14 protein-coding genes and 1 tRNA gene are annotated in these 14993 nt (G+C 57.6%); 8 read left to right on the forward strand and 7 right to left on the reverse strand.

The window, feature by feature from the left end:
• Nucleotides 1-22 precede the first annotated feature (22 nt).
• The 4 genes from ureC to RUH64_RS11415 all read right to left on the reverse strand — a co-directional run bounded on the left by ureC (nt 23) and on the right by RUH64_RS11415 (nt 4736).
• Nucleotides 23-1738 (reverse strand): urease subunit alpha, encoded by a 1716-nt coding sequence (gene ureC / locus RUH64_RS11400; RefSeq protein WP_313813462.1) that lies wholly within the window; start codon nt 1736-1738, stop codon nt 23-25.
• Nucleotides 1739-1740: 2 nt separating this feature from the next.
• Entirely contained in the window at nt 1741-2313 is a 573-nt protein-coding gene (locus tag RUH64_RS11405) for an urease subunit beta (protein WP_313813463.1), read from the reverse strand.
• 30 nt (nt 2314-2343) lie between these two features.
• On the reverse strand, nt 2344-2646 hold the full coding sequence (locus RUH64_RS11410) for an urease subunit gamma (RefSeq protein WP_313813464.1): 303 nt from the start codon (nt 2644-2646) through the stop codon (nt 2344-2346).
• A 362-nt stretch (nt 2647-3008) separates the two neighbouring features.
• Nucleotides 3009-4736 carry an FAD-dependent oxidoreductase gene (locus RUH64_RS11415; RefSeq protein WP_313813466.1) on the reverse strand — a complete coding sequence of 576 codons (1728 nt, stop codon included), beginning with the start codon at nt 4734-4736 and terminating at the stop codon, nt 3009-3011.
• Nucleotides 4737-4814: 78 nt separating this feature from the next.
• On the opposite strand from RUH64_RS11415, the gene RUH64_RS11420 reads away from it, so the two are divergent.
• Nucleotides 4815-5738, forward strand: a complete 924-nt coding sequence (locus RUH64_RS11420; protein WP_313813467.1) for a LysR family transcriptional regulator — start codon at nt 4815-4817, stop codon at nt 5736-5738.
• On the opposite strand, the gene RUH64_RS11425 is transcribed toward RUH64_RS11420, so the two are convergent.
• Entirely contained in the window at nt 5722-6357 is a 636-nt protein-coding gene (locus RUH64_RS11425; protein WP_313813469.1) for a pentapeptide repeat-containing protein, read from the reverse strand. The genes RUH64_RS11420 and RUH64_RS11425 overlap by 17 nt on opposite strands.
• Before the next feature lie 97 nt (nt 6358-6454).
• Nucleotides 6455-7342, reverse strand: a complete 888-nt coding sequence (locus tag RUH64_RS11430; RefSeq protein WP_313813471.1) for a VOC family protein — start codon at nt 7340-7342, stop codon at nt 6455-6457.
• Between the two features lie 267 nt (nt 7343-7609).
• Here RUH64_RS11430 and RUH64_RS11435 point away from each other — a divergent pair, with 267 nt between their 5' ends.
• The 7 genes from RUH64_RS11435 to RUH64_RS11465 all read left to right on the forward strand — a co-directional run bounded on the left by RUH64_RS11435 (nt 7610) and on the right by RUH64_RS11465 (nt 13457).
• A complete protein-coding gene (locus RUH64_RS11435; protein WP_313813473.1) occupies nt 7610-8110 on the forward strand; it encodes an Lrp/AsnC family transcriptional regulator in 501 nt (166 codons plus the stop codon).
• 170 nt (nt 8111-8280) lie between these two features.
• Entirely contained in the window at nt 8281-9348 is a 1068-nt protein-coding gene (hisC, locus tag RUH64_RS11440; RefSeq protein ID WP_313813474.1) for a histidinol-phosphate transaminase, read from the forward strand.
• Nucleotides 9345-10727 carry an amino acid permease gene (locus tag RUH64_RS11445; RefSeq protein ID WP_313813475.1) on the forward strand — a complete coding sequence of 461 codons (1383 nt, stop codon included), beginning with the start codon at nt 9345-9347 and terminating at the stop codon, nt 10725-10727. Before hisC ends, RUH64_RS11445 begins: the two co-directional genes overlap by 4 nt.
• A 138-nt stretch (nt 10728-10865) precedes the next feature.
• Nucleotides 10866-10938 (forward strand) — tRNA-Ala (locus RUH64_RS11450).
• Nucleotides 10939-11052: 114 nt separating this feature from the next.
• The gene (locus RUH64_RS11455) at nt 11053-12132 is read left to right on the forward strand and encodes a magnesium and cobalt transport protein CorA (RefSeq protein ID WP_313813477.1); all 1080 of its coding nucleotides are present in this window, start codon (nt 11053-11055) and stop codon (nt 12130-12132) included.
• On the forward strand, nt 12114-12743 hold the full coding sequence (locus RUH64_RS11460) for a GyrI-like domain-containing protein (RefSeq protein ID WP_313813481.1): 630 nt from the start codon (nt 12114-12116) through the stop codon (nt 12741-12743). The genes RUH64_RS11455 and RUH64_RS11460 overlap by 19 nt, the downstream gene beginning before the upstream one ends.
• Before the next feature lie 24 nt (nt 12744-12767).
• On the forward strand, nt 12768-13457 hold the full coding sequence (locus tag RUH64_RS11465; protein ID WP_313813482.1) for a DNA alkylation repair protein: 690 nt from the start codon (nt 12768-12770) through the stop codon (nt 13455-13457).
• A 98-nt stretch (nt 13458-13555) separates the two neighbouring features.
• On the opposite strand, the gene RUH64_RS11470 is transcribed toward RUH64_RS11465, so the two are convergent.
• Nucleotides 13556-14440 (reverse strand): carbonic anhydrase, encoded by an 885-nt coding sequence (locus RUH64_RS11470; protein ID WP_313813483.1) that lies wholly within the window; start codon nt 14438-14440, stop codon nt 13556-13558.
• Between the last annotated feature and the right edge of the window lie 553 nt (nt 14441-14993).

Here is a 14993-nt window from a genome sequence, read left to right on the forward strand (position 1 = left end):
GTTGTCCTTCTCAATGACGGGTTTAGAACAGGAAATAGCGTTGTGCCATGGGAAGTTCTTCCGATGGCTCGCAGGTGGCGACCTCGCCGTCGACGATGACCTGATAGGTCTGTGGATCCACCTGGATCTCCGGGGTGGCTCCGTTGTGCTTGAGGTCCGCCTTGGTCAGGCTGCGGATGCCGTGGCAGGCGCGGATGACCTTGCGCAGGCGCAGACGCTCGGGCACGCCCTCGTCGATGGCGGCCTGGGACAGGAAGGTGATTGAGGATGCATGCACCGCGGTGCCCAGGGCGCCGAAGTTGTAGCGCAGGGTCTGCGGCTGCGGGGTGGGGATCGATCCGTTGGAATCGCCCATCAGCGACTGCACAATCACGCCGCCCTTGATCACCATTTCCGGCTTGACGCCGAAGAATGCAGGATCCCACAGGACCAGGTCGGCGAATTTGCCTTCCTCAACACTGCCGATCGAATCGGCGATGCCGTGGGCGATGGCGGGGTTGATGGTGTACTTCGAGACGTAGCGCTTGAGTCGCGCGTTGTCCCCCACCGCGTTGGCATCCTCGTCCAGCTTGCCGCGCTGGCGCTTCATCGCGTCGGCCACCTGCCAGGTGCGCAGCACTACCTCGCCCACTCGTCCCATGGCCTGCGAGTCGGAGGAGGTGATGGAGAAGACGCCCAAATCATGCAGCACGTCTTCGGCGGCGATGGTCTCGGCGCGGATGCGCGAGTCGGCGAAGGCGACGTCTTCCGGGATGTCGGCGTTCAGGTGGTGGGCCACCATGAGCATGTCGAGGTGTTCCTCGACGGTGTTGATGGTGTACGGCAGGGTGGGGTTGGTAGACGCAGGCATCACATTCGGCAGCGCCGCCATGCGGATGATATCCGGTGCGTGGCCGCCGCCGGCGCCTTCGGTGTGGAAGGTGTGGATGACGCGGCCGGCGATAGCCTCGATGGTGTCTTCCACGAAGCCGCACTCGTTCAGCGTGTCGGAGTGGATTGCCACCTGGACGTCGAACTCGTCGGCGACCTTCAGTGAGTTGTCGATGCACGAGTGGGTGGATCCCCAGTCTTCGTGGATCTTCAGGCCGATGGCGCCGGCACGGATCTGTTCAGCCAGCGGGCCGCGCTCGCTGGCGTGGCCCTTGCCCAAGAAGCCGATGTTGATTGGCAACCCCTCAACGGCCTGCAGCATGCGGCTGATGTGCCACGGGCCCGGGGTGAGGCTGGTTGCCTTGGATGATTCGGAAGGTCCCGAACCGCCGCCGATCAACGTGGTGGTTCCGTTGGCCAGCGCCGTGGGAACCTGGTCCGGGGAGACGAAGTGGATGTGGGTGTCGATGGCCCCGGCGGTAAGGATCTTGTGCTCGCCGGCGATGATATCGGTGGCGGCGCCGATGACGATGTTCACCCCGTCGGAGATGTCCGGGTTTCCGGCCTTGCCGATACGGAAGATATGTCCGTCGCGCAGGGCCACATCTGCCTTGTAGATGCCGCTGTGGTCAAGGACTACCACGTTGGTGATCACGGTGTCCGGGACGTCTTGGTCTCGGGTGAGACGGCCGTTCTGGCCCATGCCGTCACGGGTGACCTTGCCGCCGCCGAAAACTACTTCCTCGCCGTAGAGGGTGTAGTCTTTTTCGATTTCCAGCAGCAGGTCGGTATCTGCCAAGCGGATGGCATCCCCGGTGGTGGGACCGTAGAGCTCGGCATATTGTTTGCGAGTGAGTTCAAAACCCATGTTTAGTGCTCCTGCTCATCTTTCTGGCCGTCGCTGGCTTCGCCGTGAGCTGCTTTCTCAGCTTCGGCGGCCAAACGTGCTTCATGGGGCTGCGGCGGATGAGTTTCATCCACAGGGTCGACGCCGAAGCTAGTGCTGAAGCCGATGGAATCGCCTTCGGCCTCATTCGGCAGGTCGATGTCGTAGTCCTCAACCAGGTCTGCTTCGCGCTCCAGATCGATGCCTGCGGTGCCGCCGATGGCGTCGGTTTCAACCACCGGGATCGGCTTGCCCAATGGGCCATTGATGAGGTTCTGGAAGCCGTGGACTTCGCGGGCTCCGGCGTATTCAACGAGGTGCACCGTGCGGGCGTCCCCGGGCTCAAAGCGCACGGCCGTGCCGGCCGGAATGTCCAGGCGGAAGCCGCGTGCGGCGACTCGGTCGAACTCGAGGTCGTGGTTGACTTCAGCGAAGTGGTAGTGCGAACCGACCTGGATGGGACGGTCGCCGCGGTTGATGAGGTTTAGAATACGAGTCTGCTGTTTTTCATTGCACAGAATCGGCTCATCACGAAGGATGTATTCACCGGGAATCATCGGGTCTCCTCGTTGCTGGATTCAGAAGTGTTAGCGGATCGGATTGTGAATGGTCACGAGCTTGGTGCCGTCGCGGAAGGTAGCCTCTACCTGGACCTGGTCGACCATTTCGGGGATGCCGTCCATAACGTCTTCGCGCTTGAGGATGGTCGTTCCGTAGCTCATCAATTCGGCTACTGTACGGCCGTCGCGGGCACCTTCGATGATTTCGTAGGTGATGATCGCGACCGATTCAGGAAAGTTCAGCTTTAGTCCACGTTCTTGGCGGCGGCGGGCGAGGTCGGCGGCCACTACGATCATGAGTTTTTCATGCTCACGCGGAGTTAAATACATCGATTGTCCCCTTATTCAACTGTGCTTTTGGGTGTCCACATCGATCCTTACAACCGGCCAGAAAATGCCGGGAAGCCTGTGGCTAAGGCAAGAATAGCAGACGTCACAGGTGACTTTGCCCGCATTGGTCCAGAACTCATCGAGGATGTCAACCCCCTATTTTTAGTTCATCAGTCAAGTGGGGAATTGGCATAATGTCGCCGTGAGGATAACCCTTTTCAGCTATTTCATTTTCTCGCTAGACAGAACGATTTTTAGTTGTAGTTAATCACCTGTTTTGGTGTAACTAGCCTTGAAGCACAAAAGTTCGGACCCGGCTTCGACCGGGTCCGAACCTATATTTCGAAAGTTGACAGGAACTTTTATTCGACGAGCTTGCCCTCCTGGGATACCTCTGTCATCAGTTGTTCGATCTGCTCTGGTATCTGTGGAATTTCTTCACGCACCACACCATCCTTTGGCGACCACACGAGGTTGACCTGAAGTGCAGGGTCCGCCTGCGGATAGTCGCTGCGGTTGTGGCAGCCGCGGGTTTCGCGGCGTTCCAGGGCGGCTTCTAATGTTGCCCTCGCGGCGAGCACAGATGACCTGAGATCAAAAGCGTGGGCAAGGTCCTGGAAACCAGCAATATCCGGGTGGATGCCCACGTTGCTCATGCGCTGCTCAATAACACCCAGCTTGGCAAGGCCGGCCAACAGACCCTCCTCGTCACGCAATACACCTGCATGCTCTGTCATCAAATCTCGGATGCTGCGTTGCAGGGCGCGAACATTTTCATGCCCTTGGGACGCCAGCAGTTCATCAACCTCCGCCTGAGCCTGCGCAACCGCGGAGGAAGAACGCGGCTGGCTGGCGAGTCCACGCGAGTAGTTGGCAGCTTCTTGACCCACGATGCGGCCGAAGACCAAGAGCTCGATCAGTGAATTGCCGCCGAGGCGGTTCGCTCCGTGCAAGCCGGAGGATGCCTCGCCGATGGCATAGAGCCCGGGAACTTCGGTTGCATGGGTCAGTGGGTCCACCCAGACACCACCCATGGAGTAGTGGGCCGTGGGCGCAATTTCCATTTTCTGTTCGGTAATGTCGCGCATCTGCAGTTCCATCACCGTTTGGTAGACGCGAGGGAGGCGTTCCATGATCACATTGCGCGACAGATGGGAGACATCCAACCAGACAGCGCCGTTCTCGGTGCCCCTTCCCTCCCTGATTTCCGTGTAGGCGGCCAATGCGACACGATCGCGAGTTGAGAGTTCCATGCGCTGCGGGTCGTAGCGTTCCATAAACCTTTCGCCCAGGGCGTTGGTGAGGATTCCGCCTTCGCCGCGGGCCGCCTCGGAAATCAAAGTTCCGGCGACATTCTCCGGTTCGATAATGCCCGATGGATGGAACTGAACCAATTCGGGATCGCGCAGTCTTGCTCCTGCCTCAACCGCCAGGCGCCACGAATCGCCGGTGTTCTCGTCACGCCGCGACGACGTGCGGCGCCAGATCCTGGTGTGGCCGCCGGCTGCCAGAATGACAGCATCGGCATAGATGAGGTAGCCGGTTCCATCATTGACATCGAACCCGTAGGCGCCGAAGATCTTCCCGTCCTCCACGAGCAAACGGGTCACGTACATGGTGTCGAGGATGGAAACGTTGAGTTGTTCTGCGCGGCGAACCAAGGTTCGCTGGATTTCAAGCCCCGTATAGTCTCCCGCGAAAGCAGTGCGGCGGAACTTGTGAGCTCCAAAGAAGCGCTGGGAGATCCTGCCGTCCTCTTCACGGGCAAAGTTCATTCCGTAGCGTTCAAGATCTTCAATGCCTTGTTGCGCACCCTGGGCAACGACCTGCACCGTGCGTGGGTCGGCGAGCAGGTAGCTTTCCTTCAAGGTATCCGCAGCGTGCTGCTGCCAAGAGTCTTCTTCATCCATGGTGCCTAGGGCGGCGTTGATGCCGCCAGCCGCCAGCGCGGTGTGGGCATCGTTGCGCGGACGCTTGCCGACCGCAAGTACATCGACGCCTAGTTCTGCCAGCTCAATGGCTGCACGCAGGCCGGATCCACCGGTTCCGATGACGAGCACGGACGTTGAAATCTGCTGTTGTTTTCTCATGTTTCCCAGCTTCACGCCACAACTTCCATACGTCCAATGAATAATGAGCATCATTTCAATAGCGGTATGCTATGCACTATGAATTTAGAGCAATTAAGAGGCTTCACAACGATTGCGCGTATGGGCCACTTCACACGTGCAGCCGAAGAACTGCATCTGGCCCAGCCCTCGCTCAGCCGACAGATCGCCACCCTTGAACATGATTTGGGGTCGGTGCTTTTCCAACGGGCCCGCGGCAATATCACCTTGACCCCGGCAGGGCGCGCACTGTTGCCGCTAGCGACCAGGATGCTGGCTGATGAAGAATCCATCAGGGTGGAGATGGCTGAACTAGCCGGCTTGCGGCGCGGACGGGTCAGGCTTGGCGCTCCCCCAACGCTCTGCGTATCACTAGTTGCCGAGGTTCTATCGTCATTTCATGCAAAATATCCGGGCATCGAGCTGCAAATCTCTGAAGCCGGGTCCAGGGTTCTGCTCGAACAACTCTCCGGCGGACAATTGGATCTTGCACTAATTGTGACCAGCGAGCACGCGGTCAATGAGACGACATTGCAGCACGTTCCACTGCTTGCCGAGCGTCTGGTAGTAGCCGATGCACCCGATGGTGCACTGAGTAAACAAGACACCGTCGACTTGCGAGCCCTGGCCAAGGTGCCGCAAATAGCTTTCTCCCGCAGCTATGACCTGAGGGCTGCAACGATGAGTGCCTACGACGGCCTGGGACTGGATCCGAATATTGTCATTGACGGCGGCGAAATGGATGCGGTTTTACGCTTCGTCCAGGCGGGGCTCGGTGTAGCAGTGGTCCCGGCAACGGTGCTCACCCAAAGCACGGGGCTGCGTTCAGTGCAGCTGGTGGATCCGCAGCTTCAACGCACCATTGGCCTGGAACATCGCCGTGACGTAACCCTGACGACAGCCGTTGCCGCGATGCAGGAAATGATTCGCTCTACGGCACAGCAGCTGGCTGGACGCTTTGAACCGATCAGTACGTTATCTTGAGACCCGCATGGGATGCCAGCTGTTCGGCCAACCCGGATAGTTGGAGACTGCTGATGCTTGCGCCGCGAAGACCGGTAATCCCGTCTACCGTGGCGAAATCGAGTCCCTGAAGAAAAACTGAATTCATTTTTGCTTGGTTGGCAGCCAGCACGGCGGTACGGCAATCGGTAAATCTCACCCTGAGCGATTCGCCCAAATCCAACTCGTCAAATTGGCAGTTGCGGAACTCGACGTCACGCAACTTTGCCCCGCGAAGGTTCAACCAACCGAATTTACAGTTCTCGACAACCACGGAATCCCACGTGGAATCGGCGGCATCGGCCGAGCCAAAGCGACTGTGACTCATGCGGACATCATTCAGGTGTACCCCGGCTCCTTGAAACACCGGCGCGCTTACTTGGGTTAGCTCGCACTGGATCAGTCGAGCATTACGCAACGACAGGGTGGGTGCATTCAACGAATTAAATGAGCACTCTTCGAAGCGCGCGGCGTCAGCGGCAAAGTCATCATTTATTCCGCTGAAGCTCAATGCGTCAATATAGCCGGCACCCGCGAGGTCTCCTATAAATCCTTCGGCCAACGGCGGCAGGACGAAGTTTCGAATTTTTGGTGCAGGCATGCAGCTCCCTCGGCATCGTGGTACTTGTGGCTAATCAGCAACAACATCAAACCCTACGCAGTGCCACCGACAGCTCATGCCTGCAACGCGCGTACCCCTAGAATTCGTCGATGACCAGCTTTTTCATCGACAGCATGTGTTCGAAGGCGTTGGGCCGCGACATGAGTTCGCCCATATTGGCTGGAACAATCTGCCAACTGACGCCGAACTTGTCCGCCAGCCAGCCGCACTGTTCAGCTTCAGGCACCGCCGACATCGCGTCCCAGATCCGATCGATTTCCTCTTGACCTTCGCAGTCCCACTGCAGTGAAACGCCTGGGGTGAATGCCAGGTCCTGTGCTACTCCCGAATCCATTGCCGAAACAATGTCCGGGCCGAGCGTGAAGTCGGTGAACATCACCGAATCGGTGGTGACGACATCGTTGGCTTCCTCATACTTGAACATGGCCTTGACGTTGCCGCCCAAGACAGAGGTATAGAATTCCACCGCTTCGGCGGCTTTATTCTGTGCAGCTCCGGCGAACATCAGGTTTGGAATGAGCAGTGGCGCCGGTTCGCCATCCGGATTGGTGAGCATCAACTGCCAACTCACCCCATAGCGATCCGCAACCCATCCGTACTTTGGGCTGAACGGGTATTCACCCAAAGGCATCAGCACGGTACCTCCGTCCAGCAATGCCGCCCACGTCGCGTCGAGCTGTGCTTCTGCGTCCTCCAAGCTTGAAGGATCAAAATTCAAGATCAGTGAAATTGACGGATTCGGGCTGAACTCCGGCCCGGCATTGATGAGCGTCAGTTTGGTACCGCCAACCCAGATTGAAACCGTCAGCGCCTGCCCGGCCAGCGGCTGTTGAAAATCCAATAGGCCTTCGGTGGGATAACGCGATTCAACTTCTGTCGTTGTCTGGGGAAGCGCCGCGGCATAGAACTGCCCCGCCTCCTCAGCCGTTCCATTCATCCAAAGATTTACGGTGAGCTGCTGCATGGCTCGTCCTCTCGGTTCACGTAGTCCGTGGCTCTTCGTGCACAAGGCTACCGGCAAGAACCGACGCTAGGAATAGCGTTTGCCAAACTTTCAGTGACTCGTTGAAACACGTTATCCACCTCGTTCCCTCCACACCTCGCCGTGAGCTATCCCACGTTTAGGCACACCTCGGCGCATCCATGGGATCAACCCGCGCTAGCCTTGGAGACAGGGCGCACAAAGGCGTGTTGCCCGCATCAACAACCGTTGAGGCTAAGGAGCAAGTCCATGCGCATCGACCAACTGGACGCAGACCTGATCGATCTACTCACAGATTTCCCCATGTTGCCGGTGATGGAATGCGCACGCCGCCTCGGCGTGGCCCGCGGAACCGTGACCAGCAGGCTTGCGCGCCTGCATGATGCAGGTGTCATTCAGGGAATCGTCCCACGCATTCAGCCCGCGGGATTCGGGTATACGCTCGTTGCCTTCTGCGCCGTGGAGATTGTCCAGAAATACGGCCACGACCCGGTGGCCAACGCGCTCGAAGCTGCGATTCCTGAAATCATCGACATGTACACGGTCACGGGAAGTTCGGATCTGCAGCTTCGCGTCGTCGCGCGAACCCCTGAAGACCTTCAGGATATTTTCAACCGCATTAACACAGTGCCGGGTGTTGCAAGAACCTCCTCGGCGTTCGCACTTCATGAGCACTTTCAGGGTCGAACCCTGCCACTGGTTGCAGCCTGCGCGAAAGAAGGCGCAAGCGCTATACAGAATGACCAGTAAAATGGTGTATTAGCCGAATTTTTCTATACAGTTTGCACAGTCAAGCCGGCATCGATTGAAACCATGGAATGGCGCGATCTAGAGTCGTAGTCTGTGAATCGCGCCACGCGAGCATATGAGCGGGATTACTCCGCACCCCTATTGCGCCCATGGTCTTCAGAGAGGAACCCATGACCCTTCACCAGCGCCCATCTTTGCAGTCAGTTCCCGCTTACAAGCAGGGAAAGCCTGCGGCGGCTGGAGCCTCGAAACTCTCATCGAACGAGTCTCCGCACAGCCCACTGCCTTCGGTTATCGACGCCATCAGCGAAGGCCTTGGCACAATCCACCGCTACCCAAGCATTGCGGCGCCGCAGCTGACGGCCGAACTGGCCCAGCTGCACTCGGTGGATCCTGAACACATCACCCTGGGCGCAGGTTCCGTTGAAGTGGCAGCACAGCTCATCCACGCCGTGGCTGCGGAAGGCGACGAAGTCATGTACGCGTGGCGCTCATTCGAAGCCTATCCTTCGCTGGTGCGCATTGCCGGTGCAACCCCCGTCGAGATTCCACTAGACGCGGAATCAAAGCACGACCTTCCTGCCATGTTGGCGGCGATCACCGACAAGACCCGCCTGATCTTCATCTGCAACCCAAACAACCCCACCGGAACCGTGGTTGAGGCGAAGGTGCTGGAAGATTTCATCGCAGCGGTTCCACGAGACATTCTGATCGTCATCGACGAGGCCTATGTACACTTCGACCGATCGGCTGTCCGTGCCGACGGCATTGACCTGTTCAAGAAGAACCCAAACGTCGCCGTGCTGCATACCTTCTCCAAGGCCTACGGTTTAGCAGGACTGCGCATCGGCTATGCCATCAGCCCGCTGGAGGTCGCCAACAACCTGCGTAAGGTGGCCATCCCCTTCGGAGTCTCAGACCTCGCGCAGCGCGCAGCGGTCGCCTCGCTGCACGCCGCCGACGAACTGGCTGTACGCATCGATGAGGTAGTCGCCCAGCGCGAACGCATGTACGAGGCACTTGAGGCGGCCGGCTACCCGGTAGTGAAGTCCCAGGCGAATTTCGTATGGATTGGTGCGGGTGATGACACGACCGAGATTGAGTCTCGACTGGCCGACGGAGGCGTAGTTGTCCGCGCCTTCCCGGGCGATGGACTGCGTATTTCCTCCGGCTCCGCGCTGGATGTGGACCGCGTTATTGCGGCGCTGGCCTCCGTGAATGAAAAGGTCCAAGCATGAGTGAATCAACGGATACCCAGCTGCACGCGGGCCTGACCCAGCGGCAGATTTCCATGATGGGTCTGGGCGGCGCCATCGGCGCTGGCCTGTTCGTCGGTTCCGGCCAGGCGATCTCCATCGCCGGCCCTGCCGTCCTGATCTCCTACCTGCTGGCAGGTACGGTGATCATCGTGATCATGGCCATGCTGGCAGAAATGGTCGCAGCCAACCCTTCCTCCGGCGCATTCAGCACCTTCGCTCACAAGGCCATGGGCCGCAGCGCCGGCAGCACCCTAGGCTGGCTTTACTGGATCCAGCTGGTGGTCGTGGTCGCCGCCGAAGCCACCGGTGCCGCGGCGATCGTAGCCCAATGGTTCCCCGGGGTGCCGCAGTGGGGATGGGTCCTGCTCTTCGTCATCGCCCTGTCCGGCGCCAACCTGCTCGGTGTACGCAATTACGGTCGCTTCGAATACTGGTTTGCGGTCATCAAGGTTGCCGCGATCATCATCTTCCTCGCCTTCGGAGCGCTGGTCCTGAGCCACATCGTCCCTACCGAGGCCCCTGTTGGACTTGGCAACCTGGCAGCCCACGGAGGCTTTGCACCGGGCGGCATGTCGGGCATTGCAGCTGCGGTGCTGATCGTGATCTTCTCCTTCGGCGGCACCGAGGTCGTCGCCATCGCCGCGGCCGAATCCAACGATCCGGCCGGCAACATCAAGCGCGTTGTCCGTTCGGTCATGGCCCGAATCCTGGTCTTCTACCTGGGCTCCATCCTGGTGATCGTTTCCATCGTTCCTTGGAACGATCCGGAGATCGTCGTCGGTCCGTTCGCTGCGGCCCTGAGCGTCCTAAAGGTGCCTGGTGTTGCCATCGTCATGAACGCCGTGGTGGTCATCGCCCTACTCTCGGCAATGAACGCAAACATCTACGGTTCTTCGCGCATGCTGTTCTCATTGGGCAAGCGCAAGCTCGCTCCTGTGGGGGTCACCCATGTCACCGGCAAGGGCGTACCTGCCAAGGCCGTGCTCAGCTCGGTAGCGTTCTCCTTCCTCGCCGTTGGCTTGAACTGGATCTGGCCAGAACAGGTCATGCCGATCCTGCTAAATGTGGTCGGCTCGACCATCATCGTGATCTGGACCTTCATTGCCGTCACGGAATTGATCCTGCGCACCCGGGCAGAGAAGAACGGCGAGTACCTTCCGGTCAAGCTGTGGGGCTTCCCCTACCTGACCTACGGTGTCTTGGCGGTCTTGGCCGGTGTCATCGCGGTGTCCATGACCGACGAAGCGGCACGTACGCAGCTGCTGCTGACCTCTGGCCTGACGGCGCTCATCTGGATCATCTCCAAGATTGCCCTGCGCAACGTTCCCGAGGTCGTCGAGTTCCAGGAAGTTTCCTAGGCTCACCTCGATCCTGCGGCGCCGGTTCCAAATGGACCGGCGCCGCAGTGTTTAACCGGTACCACGTTTTCAGGTATCCGCCTTCTGACGGAGCGTCAGGTTGAACATCTCCGCAAGCGGTGTAACGTGGCATTCAATGGGGCTATAGCTCAGTTGGTAGAGCGCATCGTTCGCAATGATGAGGTCAGGAGTTCGATTCTCCTTAGCTCCACAATTTCACGGCCGGGTTCGACGTTGCTGAACCCGGCCTCGTGTATGTTCATACTGGGACCGTCACCGGTGTTCGACGGATTCTCCCAGTAAGCCGAGAGCGAGGATTGTGCCCATGGTGAGAGATGTTCGACGCGGTGCACGCGCTCCTCAGCGAAGCAAAGGGCACGTAGATCCCGTCTTCCGCTTTGTCGAAGACGGTGTCGTTCGTCCAGCCCCGGACGGCACCACGGCGGCCTCAGCGCTGGAATTTTCTCACGCGTCGCAGGACCGCATCTCTCTGGGGCTGTTTCCCGCTCCCGATTTCTCTGATATTCAAGAGCTGGCAGAGGCATGGGACCTGCACCCGGTATTGGTTGAAGACCTGTTGCATGCTGGTCAGAGGCCCAAATTTGAGCGCTACGGCGACGTGAAACTCCTGGTGATCAGGTCGGCTCTCTACATTGATGACCTAGAAGAAGTTCAGCTTTCCGAATTCCACATCCTGTTCCGTCATGGCGCCATCGCCATCCTCTGCCAGGACAACCGGTGGATCGACGGCACACCGGGTGATGAATGGGCTAGGGCGATCCTCACCGATGAAGTTGCCAGCGGTCAACAGCTGCTCAGCGATCCAAAGCTGCTGCGTTTTGGCTCGGAAGCTGTGTTGTACAGGCTGCTCGACGAGATCGTCGACGGCTACGTTCCCGTGCTCCAGGGACTGGGCATAGACAAGGAACAGATTGAACGTCAGGTATTCAGCGGCGACACCTCAGTTACCGAACGCATCTATCGCCTGAGCCAAGAGGTGATCGACATGCAGCAGACCACAGTTTCATTGACCGAAGTGGTGCAGGCTCTCACCGCGGGGTTCAGCAAATACAACGTTCCAGAAGAACTTCAAGCATATTTGCAAGACGTCAATGACCACCTGACGCGTGCCCACACGCAAACCATGGAATACAGGGAAGCACTCTCACAGATCTTGAACGTCAATGCGACCCTCGTTGCTCAACGACAGAACGAAGACATGAAGAAGATCTCTGGTTGGGCCGCAATCCTGTTTGCTCCAACGCTGATCGCGGCGGTCTACGGGATGAATTTCGACGATATGCCCGAGCTTCACTGGGCCTACGGCTATCCGCTGGCGTTGTTCGTCATGGTTGCCTTTGCGACCGCCCTCTACGGAATCTTCAAATGGCGCAAGTGGTTCTGATGCCGAAATTCGACTTTAAAAAGACCCCACCGTATCGTGCATCCACGAAGTTTGAAATAGTGGACATGCCGGCGGCTAAGTATCTAATGATTGATGGCCACGGCGATCCCAACACCGATCCCATATATGAGCGAGCCCTTCAAACGCTGTACCCTGTGGCCTACAAGATTAAATTCGCTAGTAAGGAATCCGGACGGGACTACGTGGTTCCGCCCCTTGAGGGATTGTGGTGGGCTGAAGACATGGACTCATTTACGCGCTCCCGGGATAAGTCGAAGTGGTTGTGGACCATGCTCCTTGCCGTACCTGAATGGATCACGGAAGTCGATGTTGCGCAGGCTGTCGAATTAGCGAATCGTTCAGGAAAGTTCTCCGAACCCCAATTGCTTCGCCTAGATTCACTGGATGAAGGCCTATGCGTCCAGGTGCTGCATCATGGCTCATACGATGACGAGGCGTCGGTACTTGCACAGATGCACCAGTACATTGACGAACAGGGCTTGCAGCTCTCCAGCAAGCATCACGAGATCTATCTATCCGATCCTCGGCGTGTTCAGCCCGAGAATCTTCGAACGATCCTGCGTCAGCCGGTGACGCAGAAATCCAATTAGACTATCTGATCAAGGGAGCCCCGCATGAGCACCGTATTAACCCCAGAGAGTTCGGTCGCAGACGTTCAGGCCGCATTGGCAGAACTTGAAGACCCCAAGATGCGGGCGGTTAACGAAAAACACGGTGATGATTTCGGGGTCAATCTCTCGAAACTGCGGGCGTTGGCCAAGGCTCTGAAAAGCAACCAAGAGTTGGCCGAAGAGCTATGGGGCACTAAAGATACTGCCACCAGACTGGTCGCCATCCTAATTTGCAAGCCCCAAGGATTTAGTCTGAACGAGCTGGAACGATGGTTGCGCGAAGCGCGCACCCCGAAGGTCCAGGGTTGGTTCATTAGCTACGTCGTAAAGAAGAGCAAACATCTCGAAGAACTTCGACAGATCCTAATAGCAGATTCGGACCCGATCGTCGCAAGCGCAGGGTGGGAACTGACCGCACATCAGGTTGTGAAGGCTCCAGACGTTTTGGATCTTTCTGCTCTATTGGATGAGATTGAAGCCGAGATGAAGTCTGCACCGGAACGGCTTCAATGGGCCATGAATAATACGCTTGCCCAGATTGGTATCGAGCACGAGGAGTACAGGGGCAAGGCCCTGGCGATCGGAGATAAGCTGCAAGTGCTGGCGGACTACCCTACTCCCCCAGGGTGTACCTCTCCATTCGCTCCAATTTGGATTAACGAAATGGTGCGTAGGAGGTCTGCCAACGATTAATTCGCCGCAGACATTCGTTTGCCGTCTAGTTGGATCAGCGATGAACTTGCGGCGGCCTTCTGCTTTGGGACAGTCCGCCGCAAGCTCTTGGCTAAGGTTTAAGCTGCCACTTCCCAGTCGACGGTTCCAGTTTCAAGATTGTATACGGCTGCGACGACCTTGGTCTTTCCCTCCTCGACTGCCTTTCGGACAATTGCCGAACGCTTGAGTAGCCCTTGGGCCACGGCCACCGTATTTGCGCGGACTACGGCATCAATATGCTCAGTTTCGGTGCCGTGCTCCGCCACTTTTCGTGCTACCGGTGCAATTTCTTGGGCGAAATCATTCATTTCACCTGGCAGCGAGGGATTCTTCGGATCATCCTTGAGCGCTTTGACTGTCCCTGTGACAGCTCCACAGGCGGTGTGTCCGAGAATCACGAGAACCGGAACTGAATACGGGGCGCTCACGGCGAACTCCATGCTGCCGACCAACGTATCGTCCAGTACGTTACCGGCGGTACGGGTCACGAACAGGTCGCCGATACCTTGATCAAACACAATCTCAGGAGAGACTCGTGAATCCACGCAACCATGAACCAGAGCCCACGGAGCCTGATGCCCGGCCACTTCCTCTCGAGTTTCTGCATTTTGATGAGGATGGGTCATCTGGCCAGCTACGAATCGGGCATTTCCCTCTTTCAAGGCGTTGAGTGCTTCCTCGGGAGTGCCAGGAACAGTCTTATCGGCAGTTGGCTCGGCCGGAACTGCGGCCGGCGCAACTTCGGCTCCGCACGCGGTGAGCGTGGCCAACGCGAAGATCCCAGTTGCTCCCGCCAAGAAACGCCGGCGCCCAACGGCTTGAGAGGTAAGTTCGGAAAACTTGGATTCCGAGGAGTTCGAATTGTTATTGAAAATCAAGATTGGACCTTTCAAATGGCCACGGAGAAAATCATGCAAGCGCATGATCAAAGGATAGATTGGGCGTCTTTGAACGAATATCATCGAGGATTTCTCTAAATATTCGCATGTAGTCTATTTGCAGATATTCGATACACAAAAATCACAGCGTACAATTCCGGCGATCCGCTTCATCTTTTCGTAATGTCCAACAACACCCTGCACTTCTTCGCAAAGTTTCCTGTGAGCATTTCGGAAGTTGAAAATACAGCATTGGACTGGACCATGAATCGTAGATCCGCTTTCACGTGTTCCTATTCGGACGAAGCGCGCTGCACCAGTGAGGCGTCGCTCCCTGATGCAGCGAAGCTGTGCGAAATAGATCAGCGAGATCAAAATCGGGCGGAATACCATTCGCAGTCTCACTGAAAGCGACTGCTCATCGAGCCAGGAGTTGTGAGTCTTGGGAATGAGCGAAAAGCCCCGACCCTCATAATTCGAAAATGAGACGAGCACTCATCCGGACCAAACCGTCATGAGCCTGCAGACGAAAAATCCCGAAACTCGAGCGAGTTTCGGGATTAATTTCAATTTGTGGAGGTAAGGGTGTCTGGTCTCAAGACATCCTTCACCCATGTCACGGGACATCCTTCACCCC

This window comes from Glutamicibacter sp. (assembly GCF_032154645.1).
Lineage (GTDB): Bacteria > Actinomycetota > Actinomycetes > Actinomycetales > Micrococcaceae > Glutamicibacter.

Excerpts from the sequence above, each read along its gene's own strand:
- ureC (WP_313813462.1), bottom strand. The coding sequence starts at position 1,738 with ATGGGTTTTGAACTCACTCGCAAACAATATGCCGAGCTCTACGGTCCC.
- RUH64_RS11405 (WP_313813463.1), bottom strand. The coding sequence starts at position 2,313 with ATGATTCCCGGTGAATACATCCTTCGTGATGAGCCGATTCTGTGCAAT.
- RUH64_RS11410 (WP_313813464.1), bottom strand. The coding sequence starts at position 2,646 with ATGTATTTAACTCCGCGTGAGCATGAAAAACTCATGATCGTAGTGGCC.
- RUH64_RS11415 (WP_313813466.1), bottom strand. The coding sequence starts at position 4,736 with ATGAGAAAACAACAGCAGATTTCAACGTCCGTGCTCGTCATCGGAACC.
- RUH64_RS11420 (WP_313813467.1), top strand. The coding sequence starts at position 4,815 with ATGAATTTAGAGCAATTAAGAGGCTTCACAACGATTGCGCGTATGGGC.
- RUH64_RS11425 (WP_313813469.1), bottom strand. The coding sequence starts at position 6,357 with ATGCCTGCACCAAAAATTCGAAACTTCGTCCTGCCGCCGTTGGCCGAA.
- RUH64_RS11430 (WP_313813471.1), bottom strand. The coding sequence starts at position 7,342 with ATGCAGCAGCTCACCGTAAATCTTTGGATGAATGGAACGGCTGAGGAG.
- RUH64_RS11435 (WP_313813473.1), top strand. The coding sequence starts at position 7,610 with ATGCGCATCGACCAACTGGACGCAGACCTGATCGATCTACTCACAGAT.
- hisC (WP_313813474.1), top strand. The coding sequence starts at position 8,281 with ATGACCCTTCACCAGCGCCCATCTTTGCAGTCAGTTCCCGCTTACAAG.
- RUH64_RS11445 (WP_313813475.1), top strand. The coding sequence starts at position 9,345 with ATGAGTGAATCAACGGATACCCAGCTGCACGCGGGCCTGACCCAGCGG.
- RUH64_RS11455 (WP_313813477.1), top strand. The coding sequence starts at position 11,053 with ATGGTGAGAGATGTTCGACGCGGTGCACGCGCTCCTCAGCGAAGCAAA.
- RUH64_RS11460 (WP_313813481.1), top strand. The coding sequence starts at position 12,114 with ATGGCGCAAGTGGTTCTGATGCCGAAATTCGACTTTAAAAAGACCCCA.
- RUH64_RS11465 (WP_313813482.1), top strand. The coding sequence starts at position 12,768 with ATGAGCACCGTATTAACCCCAGAGAGTTCGGTCGCAGACGTTCAGGCC.
- RUH64_RS11470 (WP_313813483.1), bottom strand. The coding sequence starts at position 14,440 with ATGATATTCGTTCAAAGACGCCCAATCTATCCTTTGATCATGCGCTTG.